Source organism: Streptococcus suis (assembly GCF_016775005.1).
Lineage (GTDB): Bacteria > Bacillota > Bacilli > Lactobacillales > Streptococcaceae > Streptococcus > Streptococcus suivaginalis.
Map to the genome: position 1 here is coordinate 99,632 of NZ_JAEUXI010000003.1, position 19,862 is coordinate 119,493.

Here is a 19,862-nt window from a genome sequence, read left to right on the forward strand (position 1 = left end):
AACGAAGATGGCGGAGTTGACGGTGAGTGTTTTGGAAGAATACTTGCGTGACCACTATGGGACGACAGTTCCGGAGCAAAGTCTCTTTATGAAATTAGTGGAAGAAGTTGGTGAAGTGGCAGAGCTACTGAATCAACGTGCAGGCCGCAAGATGATGGATGGCGAAGACGACAGCTCTGCTCGTCTGGCAGAAGAATTAGCTGATGTTATTCACTATGCTGTAGCCTTGGCGGCGGTGAATCAACTAGATTTAACCAAGTCCATTTTGGAGAAAGACAAGCAGGCTTCCGTCAAATACGGTCGAGAAATAAATTTATTGGAATTTATAGAAAAGAGGAAATAGAATGGCAAAACATGGCTTTTTAGATGTGCTGGAAGCGGCACTGGACAAACATTTTACTTACGATTACGAGCTTAATTGGGACAAGAAAAACCACGCAGTTGAGTTGGCTTTCATCTTGGAAGCACAGAACGCGGCTGGGATTGAAACGGTGGACGATGAAGGTAATGCCTCTGCGGAGGATATTTTCCTAGAGGAGTATGTCCTTTTCTACAACCAGGACAAGTCTCGCTTTGACGAGGAAGACTACTTGGTCGCTCTGCCATTTGACGCCAAGAAGGGCTTTTCAGCAGAGTTTCTGACCTACTTCGCAGGTTTTCTCAAGGACACTGCCGACCAAGGTTTAGATGACCTCATGGACTTTTTGGCGGACCCAGAAGCCCAAGAATTTGTAATTTCTTGGGACGGTGAGGCTTTTGAAAAAGGCAGAGCAGACTTGGTGGAAGGGGAGTTTTACCCATATCCGAGGTATTAGGAGAAGTGAAGTAATATGGTGAAGAGGGAAACGTGATGAAAGAGATTACAGCAGCTATCCTAGGGGCAATTATGGCATTTTGGGTTTCCAATCAAACACTGAGTGATTCCTTAGATACAAAGTCTGGTTGGCGTGAAAAATTGTTTGCAGTTGCTTCAAAATATGAGTTGACATTAGATGATGCACAGACAGTGAGAACAGCTCTTAGGATTTTTCCGAATTTTGAAAAGGTGGAGGAATATTCTTTTACATGGTTTAGTAATATTATGATTGTTCATTTGGATAAGTATATTTTGAATAGTGAAGTTGTTACAGTGGAGGATGATAAATCTTCTACTACAAACGGACAAATTAAGGTAGGAGGATTATCGTTATTTGAGAAGTCTGAGGCAACTGTCCAAAAGTCTAAAAAGTTGAATACGATGAACTCTCAGTTTGTTCGATTGTTTGCTATGTTTTTACTCAAGTATCATTTTGATTATAGAAGTACTATGGGGGCAAAAGATTATTTGTTTTGGTTTAATAGGGAAAATAAAAATAAGCGGTATAGTCGTTTGGTAGAAGAAACTTATGAGAATTATAGGAAATTGCTTAAAAAATGGGGAGGAAGGATACAAATGGCAAATTCAACTCAATCTCAAAATTCAAAGTCAGAGGCAAATGGAGCTTGGGTGACAGGTTGGCTGGTAGGCTGCTCAACTTTATTTACTTTATTGATGATACAGGGACTATTTTTTGCCAACAGCAATGAAAAATTGTCCAGAAATGTTCAATTTTTTGATTTAAGACTAGGTGATATATTTAATCTTGATAATCTCGTTAATCTCGTTAATCTCGTTAATCTCGTTAATCTCTTATTAGTGCCTGTAATACTATTTATTCTTGCAATAGCCATATCTATACTTTCTGGTAAGGTTGTCAATAGAAGTAACGATAACAATTTGGTGCATACAACAGAGCAAGACGATCTGAAAACGATATGGGAAAGTATCTATAATCAAGAAAATGCTCAATCAGATTAGTTATAAGTTGGCTTGTAATTAAGTAAACTGTATTGAAGCGTTTGGGAAAATGAAATTTACAAAAGGAAACAAACATGAACTCATGGCAAGAATTAACCATTCACGTTCATCGTGATGCAGAAGAAGCAGTTTCAAATCTGATGATTGAAACGGGCAGTCAGGGGGTGGCAATTAGCGACTCGGCTGACTATGTGGGACAGGAGGACCGTTTCGGTGAACTCTATCCCGAGGTGGAGCAGTCGGATATGATTGCGATTACGGCCTATTATCCTGACTCTGTGGATATTGAGGAAGTTAAGGCAGACTTGGCGACTCGCTTGGCGGATTTGACCGGCTTTGGCTTGGAAACTGGTCAGGTCAGCCTAGAAAGTCAGGAGTTGGCAGAGGAAGACTGGGCGGACAACTGGAAGAAATACTATGAGCCAGCCCGCATTACCCACGATTTGACCATTGTGCCATCTTGGACCGACTATGAGGCGACTGCTGGTGAGAAGATTATCCGCCTGGATCCAGGCATGGCTTTCGGTACGGGCACCCACCCGACGACCAAGATGAGCCTCTTTGCTCTTTCTCAGGTCTTGCGTGGTGGCGAAACGGTCATTGACGTCGGCACAGGCTCAGGCGTCCTCTCCATTGCAAGTTCTCTCTTGGGTGCTAAGGAGATTTATGCCTATGACTTGGATGAAGTGGCGGTGCGTGTGGCCCAGGAAAACATTGACCTCAATGCCCATACGGGTAACATCCATGTCGCGGCAGGCGACCTGCTTCGTGGCGTTGACATTGAAGCGGAAGTCATCGTTGCCAATATCTTGGCGGATATTCTCATCCATCTGACCGAGGATGCCTACCGTCTGGTCAAGGACGAGGGTTACTTGATTATGAGCGGTATCATTGCGGACAAGTGGGACATGGTGCGAGCATCTGCGGAGGCGGCTGGCTTCTTCCTTGAGACCCACATGATTCAGGGTGAGTGGAATTGCTGTATCTTCAAGAAAACCGCTGACCGCTCAGGTGTGATTGGAGGCTAGGATGCAGCAGTATTTTGTCAATGGCAGAGCACCGCAGGGCATTTTCCAGATTAAGGATAAGGACACTGCTAAGCATATGTTTTCTGTTATGCGTTTGCAGGCAGACGACCAGATTGTCCTGGTCTTTGATGACGGCATCAAACGCTTGGCGCGGGTAGTGGACAGCCAGAGCCAATCTGTTGAAATCATCGAAGAACTAACAGACAATGTTGAATTACCTGTTTCCGTTACCATTGCTATGGGCTTTCCCAAGGGCGACAAGCTCGAATTTGTCGCCCAAAAGGCAACAGAGTTAGGCATGGCAGCCCTCTGGGCCTTCCCAGCGGATTGGTCTGTGGTCAAATGGGACGGTAAAAAGTTAGCCAAAAAAGTAGAAAAGTTAGAAAAAATTGCCCAAGGAGCAGCGGAGCAAAGCAAACGCAATCGCATTCCAGCTGTTCGTTTATTTGAGAAAAAATCGGATTTCCTAGCCCAACTAGCAGGATTTGACCAGATTATCTTAGCCTACGAAGAGGCTGCCAAAGAAGGCGAACAAGCCAACCTGGTGAAAATCTTATCTGGCTTAGAAGCTGGCCAATCAGTCCTTGTCATCGTCGGTCCAGAAGGAGGCGTGTCGCCTGAGGAAGTAGCTGCATTTGAAGGAGCAGGAGCGGTCAAGACAGGCCTAGGTCCACGTATCTTACGAGCGGAAACGGCTCCACTTTATGCTCTTTCTGCCATTAGCTACGCGACGGAATTGTTGAGGTAGTCCATGTTTGCCTTAGGTACGATTATCAATACCTTGGCCATTGCCCTAGCAGGTTTGCTAGGGTCTTGGTTTGGACATTTACTAAAAGAACGCCATCAATCGGGGTTGACGATGGCGAGTGGTGTTGCTATTCTCTTTTTAGGGATTTCAGGAACGCTGACAGGTCTTTTAAGAGTGGAAAATGGTCAACTGGTTACCCAGAATACCATGCTCTTTGTACTCAGTTTGGCTTTCGGTACTTTCTTAGGAGAAGTGCTTCATATCGAAGGCTGGTTTGAGCGCTTGGGTATCTGGCTGCGTGAAAAGTCTGGCAATGGTCAGGATTCACAGTTTTTAGATGCTTTTCTAACCGCATCCCTGACGGTCTGTATCGGTGCCATGGCCATTATCGGCTCTATCCAAGACGGCTTGACGGGGGATTATACCCTTCTCGCCATTAAGAGCATTCTGGACTTTATCATCATCTTTATCATGACGGCCAGCTTGGGCAAAGGGGCTGGCTTTTCAGCAGTACCGGTCTTGATTTTTCAAGGCTCTGTGACTCTTTTGGCGCGCTTGATTGAGCCTTTGATGACGGATCAGGCCCTTGCCAATCTCTCCTTTATCGGCTCCGCCCTCATCTTCTGTGTCGGCGTTAATATCATTTGGGACAAAAAGATTCGCGTGGCCAATATGCTACCGGCTATTCTCATTGCGGTGATTTGGAGCTATTTTGCATAAGAAAACCAGGATTTCCCTGGTTTTTACTGTTTTCGTTCAAACTGCAAGAGGCTGACCTGTCCCAAGCCCTTCCAGACCTCCTCGACTTGCCCGACCTGTTGAAAGTCATTTTTCAGGAGCACTTGCTGAGAAGCTTGATTTTCCGGCAGGACAAAGGCGGTGATTGTTTTTATTTGGCATTCGTCTAGTAGGAAATGGCAGAGCAGACTGACCGCTTGGCTGGCCAGACCACGATTCCAGAAGGCATGGTGAAGCCGATAGCCAATGGTCACCGACGCAGCCCGTTTCTTGTAGTCAAAAACTTCCAAAACGCCAATCAATTTCCCTTGGTGTTCCAGCCCCAAGAACAAACGCTTTTTCTTATCAAAATCCCTCTGAAAATGCCCAATGCGTTTGCGGAGGGTTTCTTTGTTTTGCGTGGAAGTGTTAGGGGTCATCTGAAAGTGAATGAGATTGGAGTAGATTTCCCACAAGTCATCAAGGTCTGTTTCCTCGATTTTCCGCAGTTGGAAGGAGGCGGCTTGTAGAGTAGGGAAGGTGTCAAACATGGTTGTCCTTTCAAAAGACAAGAGCTTGGGTGACCCAAACTCTCGACTTTTATCTATGTTTAGTTTTCTTTTTTCTTGCGGAATGCACCAACAAAACCAATCAGGCTGAAGCCGATTAGGCTAAGGAGTGAAGTGGCTTGACCAGTAGCTGGTAAAGCTTTGCTTGCTGCTGAGGTAGTAGTCGCCAGCTTGTGTTTTGGTGCGGGCGCTGCTGTTTTTTCAGCTGGAAGAGTAATAACCTGACCAGACGGAAGTGTGATTTGAACGCCAGTTTGACCAGTTGCTGTGTTCGTATTGGTATCTGTTTGACCAGTTGGAGGTGTCACTACTTTTGGCTCGGTATAGATAAAGCGGAACTCACCGAAACCTTCATTTTCAGAAGAGGCTTGGAGGTAAACAAGACCTTCTTGATTAACTACCAAGTCTTTTGCACGATCTGCCGTCAAGAAGCGGAGGTCTAAGCCCTTGATGCTATCGGTAAAGGTCCAGTTATTGTCTGTTGTTGGGTTGATGACCTTTTCAGCGATGATGTAGTTGATGATCGCTTGGCGGTTTTCCAGATTGAGTAAGTAGTTGACAGAGGCGTTTTTGACACCTGGGAAGGTACCATTTGCACGGTAGTTGTTGGTCACCACGATGAACTCTTGCTCATCTGTAACAGCCTGTCCATTGTACTGAAGGTTGCGAACACGGCTGGCAGTTTCGTTAACCACCTTACCGCTGCGGTCGTACTTGTTTGGCTGGGTGATGTCGTATTGGTAGGTTACGCCGTCAATGACGTCGAAGTTGTAGGTACGATAGTCGGTATTGATGAGATTTTGTGGCTCAGTAGAGCTTGGATCTACTTGATTGAACTGACCTGCAGACATTTCCAACCATTCTTTTAGTTGGGCACCGTTGACCTTCAAAATAGCCGCGACATTATCGTAGAGGTAGAGGTCTGCTACGTTCTTGATAGCGATTGGGCCAGCAGGAATGTCTGTGTAGGCTGTTGCATCGCCACGGGTTCCAGCCTTAAATGGGGCTGCTGCAGAAAGGATTGGTAGGTTAGCCTCAGGGGTTCCTGCTAGTTGCTGTTTGGCATACCAGATTTGGGCATTGTTGACGATTTGAACAGATGGGTCGTCTTGTACCAAGGCGAAGAAGCTGTTGATTGGTGCAGTTGTTTCACCGACTTGCTGGCGGACATAGTTGATGGTTTCTGTGTGAGCTTCTTTAGCAAGGTCAATGATACGGCTGTCGGCCACAGATGACTTGGTGTCAATCTTGCGGATGGCTGCCTTGCTAGAAGTCGTTGTCCATTTGCCATCAGTATAGGTCAGGTTGAGGTCGATGACACCAAGGTGGTCACCGTATTTACCAGCCATGGTGACAGGAGTGCCGTTGATTTTACCATTTGTGTCGTCCACGCCAGCATATTTAGCGTAGAAGCTTGGTTTTTCAGCTGTTCCTGGAAATTCTGCGTGGGAGTGACCTGTGATCACCGCATCAACTCCTGACAGGCTGGCGATTTGGTAACCGACATTTTCTTCGCCGACTTCATACTGGTCATCACCGATACCCGAGTGAGAAAGAACCAAAACGATGTCTGCGCCATTTTCACGAATAACAGGAACAATGTCACGGACTGCTTCAACCGCATCGCGCACGATGACCTTGCCTTCCAAGTAGGCCTTGTCCCAGTTGAGGATTTGTGGCGGAACGATTCCTGTGATACCAACTTTCAGGCTGACAGCCTTGCCAGTCGTATCTGTAAAGGTCTTGTCAATGATGGTATAGGGCTGGTATAAGAAGTCTTTGGTTGTAGGGTCGAGGACATTGGCATTGAGAAGGGGCATGCCAGCTGTTGTAATCACCTTACGGAGATAGTCTAGACCGTAGTTGAATTCATGGTTGCCGAGGGTGCCGGCATCGAAGCCTAGCGTATCCAAGGCAGTGTACATAGGGTGTTGTTCGCCTTCTTCAATCGGATCAATAAGAGACTTGTAATTTCCAAGAGGTGTTCCTTGGATGGTGTCACCGTTATCCACAAGGATGACGTTTGGATTTTCAGCCTTGGCTGTTTCAATGAGCACGGCAGTTTTGGCCAAACCGAGGGTTTCCACAGGCTTGTCTTGGTAATAGTCGTAGTTGACCAAGTTGGTATGGAGGTCCGTTGTTGCGAGGATACGGACATCGACAGATTGGCCTTCGACAGGAGTTGTTGTTTCCGTCGCGGCTACGCGTGTTTCAGTTGTAGGGCTAGTTGTTGTCTCGTCGCTAGTTGCTACAAGGCTAGCTGGGGTGCTAGTTTCAGTCGTTGTTTCGGTGCTAGCTGGATTTTCAGTAGCTGGGGCAGACTCAATCGCTGTTGAAACAACTGTTTCAGAAGGAGCGGTTTCAGTCCCAGTTGCGACTACGGAGCTGCTCGTCTCTGTTTGTCCTGTTTCAGCATTTACGACTGGGGTCTCTGTGTTGGTTTCTTCAGCAGAGACAAGGGCGGTGTTGGTGCTAGCCAGTAAAGCTAGGCTGAGGGCTAGGGCACACTTACTAAAACGAAATTTCATGAGAACCTCCATTTGATATTATCTCAAGAATATTATACCGGTTGAAAACGGAATCAGCAAGGTTTTTTCTTAAATATCCAAGAAAACAGATGGAAAACTTTCAGAAAGACAAGCAAAAACCGAACGATGCGCGAGGTAAGGCTAGGAGAATCAAGCACTATCAGGCATTTTTCAGGCTGAGCAAGTGGGAGGAAGCGGCGCTTCCCTTTTTCTTTTGCCCCTAAAGTGGTACAATAAAAGGAAACAGTTTCTGATGAGGGAAGAAGATGAAAGAAGTTAATTTTACGGGGGAAGAGGTTGTTGCGCTAACGGCCACCTATCTTCCAGCCGAGGATGTTCGTTTTGTTGAAAAAGCCTTGGATTTTGCGACAGAGGCACACAAGTCCCAATTTCGTAAATCGGGCGAACCCTATATTGTACACCCGATCCAGGTAGCAGGTATTTTAGCAGGACTCAAGCTGGATGCTGTGACGGTTGCCTGTGGTTTCTTACATGATGTGGTTGAGGATACGGATGTAACCTTGGATGATATGGAGGCTGAATTTGGTCCAGAGGTTCGCCATATTGTCGGCGGTGTTACCAAACTGGGTAAGGTTGAGTATAAGTCTCATGAGGAGCAGTTGGCTGAAAACCACCGAAATATGCTGATTGCTATGTCTCAAGATATGCGGGTAATTCTGGTCAAATTAGCCGACCGTTTGCATAACATGCGGACTCTTAAGCACTTGCGCAAGGACAAGCAGGAACGTATTTCACGTGAAACAATGGAAATCTATGCACCGCTTGCCCACCGTCTAGGTATTTCTTCTATCAAATGGGAATTGGAAGACATGTCTTTCCGCTATCTCAATGAGATTGAATTCTACAAGATTACTCGAATGATGAGCGAGAAGCGTCGTGAACGGGAAGAGTTGGTCAATGAAGTTGTTGATAAGCTAAGAGATTATACAGAAGAGCGCCATCTACATGGTCAGATTTACGGTAGACCCAAGCACATTTACTCTATCTATCGCAAAATGCACGATAAGAAAAAGCGGTTTGATCAACTCTATGATTTGATTGCCATTCGGTGCTTAATGAATACCCCAAGCGATGTCTATGCCATGTTGGGCTATATCCATGAACTATGGAAGCCCATGCCTGGTCGATTCAAGGACTACATTGCCAGTCCCAAAGCCAATGGCTATCAGTCCATCCATACGACAGTTTATGGGCCAAAGGGACCGATTGAGTTCCAGATTCGGACAGTGGAAATGCATCAGGTAGCAGAGTACGGGGTGGCAGCTCACTGGGCTTACAAGCGTGGTGGCAAGGCAACTGCTAGTGAAAAGGAGTTGCGCTGGATTAACAACCTGATTGAACTCCAAGAAGGAGCTGGGGATGCGCAAACCTTTGTAAATTCTGTCAAGGACGATATTTTTACAGAGCGTATTTACGTTTTTACACCAGATGGCGCGGTGCGTGAATTGCCTAAGGACTCCGTACCGATTGACTTCGCCTATGAAATTCATACCAAGGTCGGTGAGCGGGCGACAGGTGCCAAGGTCAACGGTCGTATGGTTCCTCTTACGACCAAGCTTAAGACAGGCGATCAGGTGGAAATCATCACCTCTGCCAACTCTTTCGGTCCAAGTCGTGACTGGGTCAACTTGGTTAAAACCCACAAGGCCCGCAATAAAATCAAGCAGTTCTTCAAGAACCAGGACAAGGAATTGTCTGTTTCAAAAGGGCGTGAGATGCTTCAGAACCTACTCCAAGAAAATGGCTACGTTCCCAACCAATACCTGGACCGTCGCCACATGGATGAGGTCCTGCAAAAGACCAGCTATAAGACCGACGAATCCCTTTTTGCGGCAGTTGGTTTTGGAGAAGTTTCTGCCATATCAATCTTTAACCGTCTGACAGAAAAAGAGCGTCGCGAAGCTGAGCGGGCTAAGGCCAAAGCTGTCGCGGATGAATTGGTCAACGGTGGCGAAGTCAAACACGACAACAAAGATAGTCTGAAAATCCGTCACGAAGGTGGCGTGGTCATTGAGGGGGCATCAGGCTTGCTGATACGGATTGCCAAATGTTGTAATCCAGTACCTGGCGATGAAATTGTCGGCTACATCACCAAGGGGCGTGGGGTAGCCGTTCACCGTGTAGACTGTATGAACCTCAAGAGTCAAGAAAACTATGATGTCCGCCTGATTGATGTCGGTTGGGAGGATGAAAATTCGACCAAGGAATACATGGCAAACATTGACATCTACGGGCTCAACCGTTCAGGTCTCCTCAACGATGTCCTCAAGGTTTTGACCAATGCCAGCAAGAACATTTCTTCGGTCAATGCTCAGCCAACCAAGGATATGAAGTTTGCAACTATCCACGTTTCTTTTGGTATTTCCAACCTGGCAACCTTGACCAGTCTGGTGGACAAGATTAAATCAGTGCCAGAAGTTTACTCAGTGAAAAGGACCAACGGATAAGATGAAAATTGTATTACAACGTGTATCACAGGCCAGTGTGACCATCGACGGAAGTATCCATGGGCAGATTGAACAAGGGCTTTTGCTCCTAGTCGGTGTGGGGCCAGATGACAGCCAGGAAGACCTGGACTATGCTGTTCGAAAAATCGTCAATATGCGGATTTTTTCAGATGAAGCAGGCAAGATGAACAAGTCCGTTCAAGATATAGGGGGCAAGATTTTATCCATTTCCCAATTTACCCTTTTTGCGGACACCAAAAAAGGCAATCGCCCTGCCTTTACAGGAGCGGCAGCTCCTGCCCTAGCCAGCCAACTTTATGATGCTTTTAACCAAGCCTTGTCAGCCTTTGTGCCTGTTGAAGTGGGTATTTTTGGGGCGGATATGGCGGTCAGTCTGGTCAATGATGGGCCGGTGACCATTGTTTTGGATACGAAAAATCGCTAGTCGTCTATACTTTTTATGTCTATTTTGATATACTAAAGGAGAATTAGACGTGGAGGTTTGCCATGAAAAACTTACTGACCAATCATTTTTTCTACCTAACGGTGGCTTTCACCTTGATTTTGGTGATTTACTTTAGTGGAATCGACAAGCGATGGATTATCTTAGCGAGCTTTCTCTATTTTATCCCTTCGCAGATTTTGTACCGTCGTCGCCTTAAAGAGCGACTCCAAGAAGACCAGCCCAAGTAGGTTGGTTTTTTACTAGGCATTGGTTGGTGTCATCCAATGTGCTATACTTAAAGGAGATGTGCTAAATAGCAGTTGATTTAGAGGAGAAAGGGGGGCAGGAAGATGAGAAAATTTTTTCAAGACCTTAATCAAGACTATCTGGAAACCAGAAGTTCAACTAGAGAAGATTGGCTGGAGTGGATTATCCAGAGAAAGATGACCTGGGGCATGCGGTGGGGTTTGGTAGCAGTCATAGTATTTGTCCTGCAGCCCTTCACCTACAATCCTTCCGTCCTTTTAGCCTGTTTTTATATTGGGCTCTTGCTCGGGCTCCTCTATATCCTCGGTCAGGCGTTTTTTGCAGCTAGGTCAATTTTCCACAATTGGAAGAAGAGATGATGACTAATTTTGAGTTTTAAAATGAAAAATCGCTCAGCTTGTTTAGGCTGGGCGATTGGTTTTTTCTACGAATAATTCATGGGCGATGGTTGTAGGAATAGCCAGTTCTTTGTCCTTGTACTGGATAGTAATGGTTTGAGCAAAGTGGTCGAAGTCTGTCACAAGCAGTTGGTCGCCGAGGGCTAACTCATGTTGCTCCAAGTATTGGAGGAGCTGGTAGAAATCATGGATACGAACCAGTTGGTAGGTGCCTGTTTCTGTCAGTTGGGCTAGCCGTGTCTGGTAGCGTTCAATCAAGGCCTGTCCTTCTTTTGGAATGCTGCCGCCGTGTGGGCAGGTCTGGGGATAGTCCAGGAGTTTATCCAGTCGGTTGATAAAATGGTCTGAAACGGTGTGTTCTAAAATTTCAGCTTCTTCATGGACTTGTTCAGGGGAATAGCCCAGCTGCTCGACCAAAAAGACTTCGATCAGGCGGTGCTTGCGGTAGAGGTTAGCGACCATCTCCAAGGCGGCTTGGCTGAGGAGATAACCGCTTGTCTTGTCCTTTTCAATCAAGCCTTCTGCTAGCATCTTTTTAATCATTTCTGAGACGGCTGGGGCAGAAAAATTCATCTTTTCTGCAATCAATTTATTGGTAATCTTATTTTGACTTTGCCCTAATTCATAGAGGGTTTTCAGGTAGTCTTCTTTGTTTGGTGTCATAGTCTCTCGCTTTCTAATTATAAATATTATACCAAAAAATTAGGAAATTCATTGACAGAATAATTTTTTTAGTATATATTAAAACCAAAGTTAAGTATACCTAATTATTTAAAAAGGAGAACCTATATGAAAAAACTACTTCTTAGTTTCGCTCTGCTATTGTCCCTAATCGGGCTAGGAGCTTGTCGTTCAACGCAAAGCCCAGAGGCTTCCAGCAAGCCGCGAGTGGCGGTCACAACCTCTTTCCTTAGTGATATGGTCTATCAGTTAGCTGGAGATGAGGTGGAGCGTGACCTGCTGATTCCAGCGGGAGAGGATCCGCACCTCTATGTTGCCAAGACCAGCGATCTGTCCAAACTGCAGAAAGCAGATCTTGTTCTCTACCACGGCTTGCACTTTGAGGGCAAGATGGTGGAGGCCTTGGAAAAGACGGGTGTGGCAGTGTCTAAGAACTTTGCCCAGTCGGATTTGACAACTATGGATGAGGACGGCGAGCAGATTGTGGACCCCCACTTCTGGTTTTCTATTCCGCTCTATAAGTCAGCGGTAGCGGTGGCTTCAGAGGAGTTGCAAAAGCTTCTTCCGGAAAAAGCAGAGCTGATTCAGAAGAATACCGATTCTTATCTGGCTCAGTTGGATGACTTGCATGCGTGGATTGAAAAAGAGTTGAGCGTCCTGCCTACTGAGAGCCGTTACCTAGTAACCCCTCATGATGCCTTTAACTACTTCGCAGCCAGCTATGACTTTACCCTCTATGCACCGCAGGGTATTAGCACCGAGTCGGAAGTAGCCAACAGCGATATGATTGAAACGGTCAATATGATTCTAGAACATGGTATTAAGGCTATCTTTACAGAGTCAACGACCAGTCCTGAACGGATGGAAAAATTGCAGGAAGCTGTCAAGGCCAAGGGTGGTCAGGTGGCTGTTGTAACAGGTGAGGGCAAGGAGTTGTTCTCGGATTCCCTAGCGCCAGAAGGGGAAGACGGAGCGACATTTATTGAGATGTACAAGCACAATATCAAGTTGATTGTGGAGCATTTGCAGTAGGAAGGTTGGGAAAATGGAAGAAATTCTGAGAGTGGAGAACCTGTCCTTGCACTATGGTGCTAGACAAGTCAAGGCTCTAGATCAGGTCAGTTTTCAGCTACCCAAGGGTTGTCGTGCAGCCTTGGTCGGACCAAATGGTGCAGGGAAATCCAGTTTGTTCAAGGCTATCTTGGGCTTAGAAAAAGGGGTGACTGGCAAGGTCTCGCTGCTGGGTCAGTCGCAGCAGTTGGACCAAGTCATTCAGAAAAAGGTTGCCTATATTCCCCAAGCCAGTCAGGTCAATTGGCAGTTTCCGGCAAGGGTCCTTGATATTGTCCTGATGGGGCGCTTTGCCCACACCAGTGGTTTCTTCCGCCGACCAAGTTCTTGTGATAAGGAAAAGGCAGAGCAGGCCTTGGAAGAGATGAAGATCAGTGAGTTACGTAATCGGCAGATTGATCAGTTGTCAGGAGGTCAACGGCAACGGGTCTTTCTAGCCAGAGCCTTGGCTCAGGAAGCTGAACTCTATATGATGGATGAGCCCTTGGCGGGAATTGATCAGGCGACGGAGCAAATTATCATGGACTGTTTGAAGAAGTTTCAGCAGGCAGGAAAGACCTCTCTGGTCATCCACCATGACCTCCTGACCTTGGAAAAGTACTTTGACCATGTCATCTGGCTTAATGGTCGCTTGGTAGCGGAGGGACCAATGGATCAGGTGGATCTGCTGCAAGCCTATCAGCTTGCCTATGGCCAGGAACCAGCCTTCTTTCTAAAGGAGGGGCTTGGTCATGCTTGAACTCCTGCGGGATTACTCTTTTTGGACAGTGGCTATGGGAACTCTGGTTTTGGCTCTGGCGGCTAGTCAGATCGGAACCATCAGTGTTTTGACCAGGCAGAGTTTAATCGGAGATAGCTTGGGACATGCGGCCTATCCTGGCATTATCCTGTCCTATATGGTCTTTCAATCACGCCAGCCCCTGCTTCTGTTGCTTGGAGCGGTGGGTTCAGGCTATCTGTCCTACGGATTGGTTGGCTGGCTCTGCCGAAGGGGGCGGACCAGTAGGGTCAATGCCTTGGCTCTGGTTTCAGCGGCCTTCTTTGGACTGGGCTTGGTTCTCAAGCAGTATGTTCAGGGCAATGTTGCCTTTCAAGGAGCAGCCCAGGCAGGTTTGGAAAACTATGTCTTTGGTCAGGCCGCCTTTATGCAGTTGGACGATGTTCTGCTCATTTGCTTGGTTGCTTTGCTTGGCCTGTTCTTATTTGGCTGGTATTACCAGTCGCTTAAACTCTATCTGTTTGACAGACAATTTGCCAAGCTAGTGGGGATTCCTGTGGAAAAGATTGACCGCCTGACCCTGTTTTTGCTGCTGAGTTTGATTGCGGTTGGCTTGAAGGTGGTCGGTGCTATCCTGATGAGTAGTTTCTTGATAGCACCAGCCGTCTTTGGCTTGCTCCTGGGAAAATCCTATAGCCAAACCTTAGCTTTGGCGGCTGGAATTGCCAGCTTTTCAGCCTTTGTCGGAACCTATTTGAGTTCGGTTGTGAAGGGGCTATCGACTGGACCTACCATCATCGTTTGTTTGAGTGTATCGTCCCTAGTGGCCTTTGCCTATGTGACCTATATCAGAAAGGAGAATGTGCATGCTTGAGGTCTTCTTGATTTTACTGGCTGTTGGTTCTTCTTGTGGCTTGATTGGGCCTGTCTTGGTGGTGCGTAATCAGGCCATGTTGGCAGATGCCTTGTCCCACTCAGTTCTCTTGGGCATTGTGTTGGGCTTTTTTGTCAGTCAAAACCTAGATTCTCCCCTGCTCTTGTTTGGGGCGGCGGTCTTTGGCTTACTGACAGTCCTAGCTATTGAGGGGCTACACAGTCGCAAGCTAGCTCAGGATGCGGCGACGGGCTTGCTCTTTACCTTTTTCTTCGCCCTAGCTGTTATCCTTATCTCCCTTTTTGCCCGTAATGTCCATCTGGACTTGGACATGGTCCTGATGGGCGAGGTGCTCTTTGCTCCGCTCAACCGGCTGGACCTCTTTGGTCTATCTCTACCGCTAGCCTTGGTCAAGTCTGTCGGTCTCCTGCTGGTCTTACTGGTCTTCTTTCTCCTCAACTTTCAAGCACTCAAGCTGTATCTGTTGGATAAGGAGCAGGCGAGACTACAGGGGATTGCCACCCAAAGACTGGAATGGAGCCTTCTTTTTCTGGTTTCTTTGACAACGGTTTTCTCCTTTGAGGCGGTCGGCTCTATGGCGGTCATTGTTTTTCTAGTAGCACCCAGTATGGCGGCCTTGCCTTGGTCTCGGCATTTCTTCCAGTTTTTAGTTTTGGGGCAATGCTGCGCCACTCTGATGATTTGTCTAGGCTTTGGGCTTGCCAGCTGGCTTGATCTGACCATGTCTGGGGCCTGTTCGGTCATGGGTCTTTTGACAGTCTGCGTCAGCTTTTTCCTAAAAAATACCCTAAAAACCTAGTTTGGCAAATGAAATTGTCAGACTTTTTTGATACCATAGAAGAAAGAAAAGGAGGCTTTTATGACACGTTTACAAGATGATTTTTACGAATACGTCAATGGCGAATGGGCAAAAACAGCCGTGATTCCAGACGATAAGCCAAGAACAGGTGGTTTCTCTGATTTGGCGGATGAGATTGAAAAGCTCATGATTGACACGACCAATGCTTGGTTAGCGGGAGAAAACGTCCCAGAAGATAGCGTTTTGCAAAACTTTGTGGCCTTTCACAAACAAGTAGCCGACTATGAAACCCGTGACCGTTTGGGTGCAGAACCAGTACAAGCCTTGATTGCGGAGTACAAGGCTCTCAACTCTTTCGAAGAATTTACCAGCAAGCTGGCAGAATATGAGTTGGCAGGCAAGCCAAACCTCATGCCTTTTGGTGTGGCACCTGACTTTATGGATGCGACAACCAATGTTCTGTGGGCAGATTCTCTAGGCATTATCTTGCCAGATACGACCTACTATGAAGAAGGTCATGAAAAAGGAGCGGAATTGCTTAAAATGTGGAGAGAGAGTCAAGAAGCTCTCTTGCCTAAGTTCGGTTTCAGCGATGAGGAAATCAAGGACCTATTAGACAAACGTTTGGAACTGGATGCTAAGATTGCCAAGTATGTCTTGTCAAATGAAGAGGGGGCTGAATATGCCAAACTCTACCATCCGTATGAGTGGGCAGATTTTACTGCCTTGGCACCAGAGTTGCCTTTGGATGATTTCTTTACAGTGATTTTAGGGCAAACGCCAGACAAGATTATCGTGCCTGAGGAACGCTTCTGGCAGGCTGCTAAGGAAATTTACAGTGCGGATAATTGGGAGCTTTTGAAGGCGACCTTGATTTTGAAAGCGGCAGGAGCTTATACAGCCTTCCTGTCGGATGAAATCCGTATTCTAGCAGGAGCCTACAGCCGTGCTCTTTCTGGTACACCGCAGGCTCAAAATCAAGAAAAAGCAGCCTATAACTTGGCACAAGGCTACTTTAACCAAGCCCTCGGTCTTTGGTATGCTGGGGAGAAATTCTCACCAGAGGCTAAGGCGGATGTGGAAGCAAAAGTTGCCAAGATGATTGAGGTTTACAAGTCTCGTTTGGAAACGGCAGACTGGTTGGCTCAGGAAACGCGTGACAAGGCCATTGTCAAACTCAATGTTATCAAGCCTTACATCGGCTACCCAGAAGCCTTGCCAGAGCGTTACTATAAGAAAATTGTTGACCCAAGCAAGTCCTTGGTGGAAAATGCCATCGAACTAAACAAGATTGACATTGCTCATGGTTGGAGCAAGTGGAACAAGCCTGTGGATATTAAGGAATGGGGTATGCCAGCCCACATGGTCAACGCCTACTATAACCCACAGAAAAACTTGATTGTCTTCCCGGCGGCGATTTTGCAGGCGCCATTCTACTCGCTAGAACAGTCTTCATCAGCTAACTACGGCGGTATCGGTGCGGTTATTGCCCACGAGATTTCCCATGCCTTTGACTCAAACGGTGCTTCCTTTGATGAGAACGGTAGTCTCAACAACTGGTGGACAGAAGAAGACTATGCTGCCTTTGAAGCCCGTACTCAGCAGGTCATCGACCAGTTTGAGGGTCAGGATTCCTACGGTGCAAAAATCAATGGTAAGTTGACCGTGTCAGAAAACATTGCCGACCTTGGTGGGATTGCAGCAGCCCTAGAGGCAGCCAAGTCAGAGGAAGACTTCTCCGCAGAGGAATTCTTCACTAACTTTGCTCGCATCTGGCGGATGAAGGCTCGTCCTGAGTACATGCAGATGTTGGCGAGTGTCGATGTCCACGCACCAGGTCACCTACGCACCAACATCCAGTTGCCAAACTTCGATGAGTTCCATGAAACATTTGGCGTTCAAGAAGGCGACGGTATGTGGCGGGCTAAGGAAGACCGTGTGATTATTTGGTAAAAATGGGAAAACAGCTAGTGAAAACTGGCTGTTTTTGTCTTTCCCAATTCCCCCAAAACGTGATATAATAGTAAAGATAATTTATTGACATGGAGAAATGACATGAGCTTCTACAATCACAAGGAAATCGAGCCCAAATGGCAGGAATTTTGGGCAAAAAATCATACTTTTAAAACGGGAACAGATGCGGAAAAGCCAAACTTTTATGCCCTAGATATGTTCCCTTATCCGTCTGGTGCGGGCTTGCACGTTGGTCACCCTGAGGGCTATACTGCGACGGACATTCTCAGCCGTTACAAGCGTGCCCAAGGCTACAACGTCCTTCACCCAATGGGTTGGGATGCCTTTGGTCTGCCAGCGGAGCAATACGCTATGGACACGGGAAATGACCCAGCTGACTTTACAGCAGAAAACATTGCCAACTTCAAGCGTCAGATTAACGCCCTTGGCTTTTCTTACGACTGGGACCGTGAGGTTAATACAACAGATCCTAACTACTACAAGTGGACCCAGTGGATTTTCACTAAGTTGTATGAAAAAGGCCTGGCCTACGAGGCAGAAGTGCCTGTTAACTGGGTAGAGGAATTGGGAACAGCTATCGCCAACGAAGAGGTCCTTCCTGACGGAACATCTGAACGTGGTGGCTACCCAGTTGTCCGCAAGCCAATGCGTCAATGGATGCTGAAAATCACAGCCTATGCAGAACGCTTGCTCAATGACCTAGAAGAGGTTGATTGGCCAGAGTCGATTAAGGATATGCAACGCAACTGGATCGGCAAGTCAACTGGTGCCAATGTGACCTTCAAAATCAAGGACACAGACAAGGACTTCACTGTTTTCACAACTCGTCCAGATACCCTCTTTGGAGCTACCTATGCTGTCCTTGCCCCTGAGCATGACTTGGTTGATAGCATTACATCGCCTGAGCAGGCAGAAGCTGTGGCAGAGTACAAACGCCAAGCTTCTCTCAAATCAGACCTTGCCCGTACAGACTTGGCAAAAGATAAGACAGGTGTTTGGACAGGTGCCTACGCAATCAACCCTGTGAACAACAAGGAAATTCCAATCTGGATTGCTGATTATGTCCTTGCAAGCTACGGAACAGGTGCTATCATGGCTGTTCCTGCCCACGATGAGCGTGACTGGGAATTTGCCAAACAGTTTGGTTTGGACATTATTCCAGTTTTGGAAGGTGGCAATGTAGAAGAAGCACCTTACACAGAAGATGGTGCCCACATCAACTCGGACTTCCTAGACGGTCTGAATAAGGAAGAAGCTATTGCCCAAATGGTGGCTTGGTTGGAAGAAAATGGTCTCGGTCAGGAGAAGATTTCTTACCGCCTCCGTGACTGGCTCTTCAGCCGTCAACGTTATTGGGGTGAGCCGATTCCAATCATCCACTGGGAAGATGGCACTTCCACAGCAGTCCCAGAAAATGAGTTACCTCTGGTATTGCCAAAAACCTCAGACATCAAGCCTTCAGGTACAGGGGAGTCCCCTCTTGCTAACTTGACAGATTGGTTGGAAGTGGTGCGTGAAGACGGCGTAAAAGGTCGCCGTGAGACCAACACCATGCCACAATGGGCGGGTTCTAGCTGGTACTACCTCCGCTATATCGACCCACACAACGATGAGAAATTGGCAGACGAGGAGCTTCTCAAAGCTTGGTTGCCAGTGGACATCTACATCGGTGGTGCCGAGCACGCGGTCCTTCACCTGCTCTATGCTCGTTTCTGGCACAAGTTCCTCTATGACCTTGGCGTTGTACCGACCAAAGAGCCATTCCAAAAACTCTTTAACCAAGGGATGATTTTGGGAACTAGCTACCGTGATAGCCGAGGAGCCCTCGTTGCTACTGATAAGGTTGAAAAACGTGATGGTTCTTTCTTCCACATCGAAACTGGTGAGGAGTTGGAACAGGCACCTGCTAAGATGTCTAAGTCACTTAAAAACGTGGTTAACCCAGATGATGTGGTCGAGCAATTCGGTGCGGACACCCTCCGCGTTTATGAAATGTTCATGGGCCCACTTGACGCCTCAATCGCCTGGTCAGAAGAAGGCCTCGAAGGCAGCCGTAAGTTCCTTGACCGTGTTTATCGCCTCTTGACGACCAAGGAGCTTGTGGCGGAAAATAGCGGAGCGCTTGATAAGGTCTACAATGAAACTGTGAAGACGGTGACAGAGCATATTGAAGACCTGAAATTCAACACGGCTATCGCCCAGCTCATGATTTTTGTCAATGCGGCCAACAAGGAAGACAAGCTCTACGTCGAATACGCCAAAGGCTTTGTCCAATTGATTGCTCCATTTGCACCACACTTGGCAGAAGAACTCTGGCAGGGTCTGGCAAATACAGGTCAGTCAATCAGCTATGTCACATGGCCAACATATGACGAAAGCAAGCTGGTAGAAAGCGAAGTGGAAATCGTTGTCCAAATCAAGGGCAAAGTAAAAGCTCGCTTGACCGTAGCCAAAGATCTAGCACCAGCTGAACTTGAAAAAGTTGCCCTTGCAGACGAAAAAGTCCAAGCTGAAATCGCTGGTCAAACAGTGGTGAAGGTGATTGTTGTTGCAAACAAACTCGTCAATATCGTTACCAAGTAACGATTGCCTCGTTTGTTTGTCCATTTCCAACCTCCAACAGCCTATCCGTAGACTGTTGGAGCCAACTAAATTGGTGAATATTGTTGTGAAATAAATGTAAATAATATGAAAACGACTTCCGTATTGGAGGTCGTTT

The 19,862-nt window shown here is 46.9% G+C and carries 19 protein-coding genes; 16 read left to right on the forward strand and 3 right to left on the reverse strand.

The window, feature by feature from the left end; translation table 11 throughout:
- The first annotated feature begins 7 nt into the window (after positions 1-7).
- The 6 genes from JNG37_RS04105 (at position 8) to JNG37_RS04130 (ending at position 4,333) form a co-directional block, all read left to right on the forward strand.
- Positions 8-343 carry a MazG nucleotide pyrophosphohydrolase domain-containing protein gene (locus tag JNG37_RS04105; protein ID WP_158456265.1) on the forward strand — a complete coding sequence of 112 codons (336 nt, stop codon included), beginning with the start codon at positions 8-10 and terminating at the stop codon, positions 341-343.
- A gap of 1 nt (position 344) precedes the next feature.
- Complete coding sequence (locus JNG37_RS04110) at positions 345-815, forward strand: DUF3013 family protein (protein ID WP_158456267.1); 471 nt, start codon at positions 345-347, stop codon at positions 813-815.
- A 35-nt stretch (positions 816-850) separates the two neighbouring features.
- Complete coding sequence (locus JNG37_RS04115) at positions 851-1,837, forward strand: hypothetical protein (protein ID WP_158456269.1); 987 nt, start codon at positions 851-853, stop codon at positions 1,835-1,837.
- Between the two features lie 74 nt (positions 1,838-1,911).
- Positions 1,912-2,865: a 50S ribosomal protein L11 methyltransferase gene (prmA, locus tag JNG37_RS04120; protein WP_158456271.1), complete on the forward strand. Its 954-nt coding sequence runs from the start codon at positions 1,912-1,914 to the stop codon at positions 2,863-2,865.
- Position 2,866: 1 nt separating this feature from the next.
- A complete protein-coding gene (locus JNG37_RS04125; protein ID WP_158456273.1) occupies positions 2,867-3,613 on the forward strand; it encodes a 16S rRNA (uracil(1498)-N(3))-methyltransferase in 747 nt (248 codons plus the stop codon).
- A 3-nt stretch (positions 3,614-3,616) separates the two neighbouring features.
- Entirely contained in the window at positions 3,617-4,333 is a 717-nt protein-coding gene (locus JNG37_RS04130; RefSeq protein ID WP_158456275.1) for a DUF554 domain-containing protein, read from the forward strand.
- Between the two features lie 23 nt (positions 4,334-4,356).
- Here the strand turns inward: JNG37_RS04130 and JNG37_RS04135 are convergent, their stop codons facing one another.
- Together JNG37_RS04135 and JNG37_RS04140 are read right to left on the reverse strand one after the other, a co-directional pair.
- On the reverse strand, positions 4,357-4,881 hold the full coding sequence (locus tag JNG37_RS04135; RefSeq protein ID WP_158456277.1) for a GNAT family N-acetyltransferase: 525 nt from the start codon (positions 4,879-4,881) through the stop codon (positions 4,357-4,359).
- A gap of 59 nt (positions 4,882-4,940) precedes the next feature.
- The gene (locus JNG37_RS04140) at positions 4,941-7,427 is read right to left on the reverse strand and encodes a bifunctional 2',3'-cyclic-nucleotide 2'-phosphodiesterase/3'-nucleotidase (RefSeq protein ID WP_158456279.1); all 2,487 of its coding nucleotides are present in this window, start codon (positions 7,425-7,427) and stop codon (positions 4,941-4,943) included.
- A gap of 266 nt (positions 7,428-7,693) precedes the next feature.
- On the opposite strand from JNG37_RS04140, the gene JNG37_RS04145 reads away from it, so the two are divergent.
- The 4 genes from JNG37_RS04145 (at position 7,694) to JNG37_RS04160 (ending at position 10,966) form a co-directional block, all read left to right on the forward strand.
- On the forward strand, positions 7,694-9,895 hold the full coding sequence (locus JNG37_RS04145; protein ID WP_158456281.1) for a RelA/SpoT family protein: 2,202 nt from the start codon (positions 7,694-7,696) through the stop codon (positions 9,893-9,895).
- 1 nt (position 9,896) lies between these two features.
- Entirely contained in the window at positions 9,897-10,340 is a 444-nt protein-coding gene (gene dtd / locus JNG37_RS04150; protein WP_158456283.1) for a D-aminoacyl-tRNA deacylase, read from the forward strand.
- Positions 10,341-10,402: 62 nt separating this feature from the next.
- Positions 10,403-10,588, forward strand: coding sequence for a hypothetical protein (locus JNG37_RS04155; protein ID WP_024407687.1), 186 nt, complete (start codon positions 10,403-10,405; stop codon positions 10,586-10,588).
- Between the two features lie 102 nt (positions 10,589-10,690).
- Entirely contained in the window at positions 10,691-10,966 is a 276-nt protein-coding gene (locus JNG37_RS04160; RefSeq protein ID WP_158456285.1) for a hypothetical protein, read from the forward strand.
- A gap of 42 nt (positions 10,967-11,008) precedes the next feature.
- On the opposite strand, the gene JNG37_RS04165 is transcribed toward JNG37_RS04160, so the two are convergent.
- Complete coding sequence (locus JNG37_RS04165; RefSeq protein ID WP_158456287.1) at positions 11,009-11,668, reverse strand: metal-dependent transcriptional regulator; 660 nt, start codon at positions 11,666-11,668, stop codon at positions 11,009-11,011.
- A 126-nt stretch (positions 11,669-11,794) separates the two neighbouring features.
- On the opposite strand from JNG37_RS04165, the gene JNG37_RS04170 reads away from it, so the two are divergent.
- The 6 genes from JNG37_RS04170 (at position 11,795) to leuS (ending at position 19,726) form a co-directional block, all read left to right on the forward strand.
- On the forward strand, positions 11,795-12,718 hold the full coding sequence (locus JNG37_RS04170) for a metal ABC transporter solute-binding protein, Zn/Mn family (RefSeq protein ID WP_158456289.1): 924 nt from the start codon (positions 11,795-11,797) through the stop codon (positions 12,716-12,718).
- Between the two features lie 13 nt (positions 12,719-12,731).
- On the forward strand, positions 12,732-13,496 hold the full coding sequence (locus tag JNG37_RS04175) for a metal ABC transporter ATP-binding protein (protein WP_158456291.1): 765 nt from the start codon (positions 12,732-12,734) through the stop codon (positions 13,494-13,496).
- Positions 13,489-14,349: a metal ABC transporter permease gene (locus JNG37_RS04180; protein WP_158456293.1), complete on the forward strand. Its 861-nt coding sequence runs from the start codon at positions 13,489-13,491 to the stop codon at positions 14,347-14,349. Before JNG37_RS04175 ends, JNG37_RS04180 begins: the two co-directional genes overlap by 8 nt.
- A complete protein-coding gene (locus JNG37_RS04185) occupies positions 14,342-15,169 on the forward strand; it encodes a metal ABC transporter permease (protein WP_158456295.1) in 828 nt (275 codons plus the stop codon). Before JNG37_RS04180 ends, JNG37_RS04185 begins: the two co-directional genes overlap by 8 nt.
- Positions 15,170-15,229: 60 nt before the next feature.
- Positions 15,230-17,122, forward strand: a complete 1,893-nt coding sequence (locus JNG37_RS04190) for a M13 family metallopeptidase (protein WP_158456297.1) — start codon at positions 15,230-15,232, stop codon at positions 17,120-17,122.
- Positions 17,123-17,224: 102 nt separating this feature from the next.
- Positions 17,225-19,726, forward strand: a complete 2,502-nt coding sequence (gene leuS, locus JNG37_RS04195) for a leucine--tRNA ligase (RefSeq protein WP_158456299.1) — start codon at positions 17,225-17,227, stop codon at positions 19,724-19,726.
- The last annotated feature ends 136 nt before the right edge of the window (positions 19,727-19,862 follow it).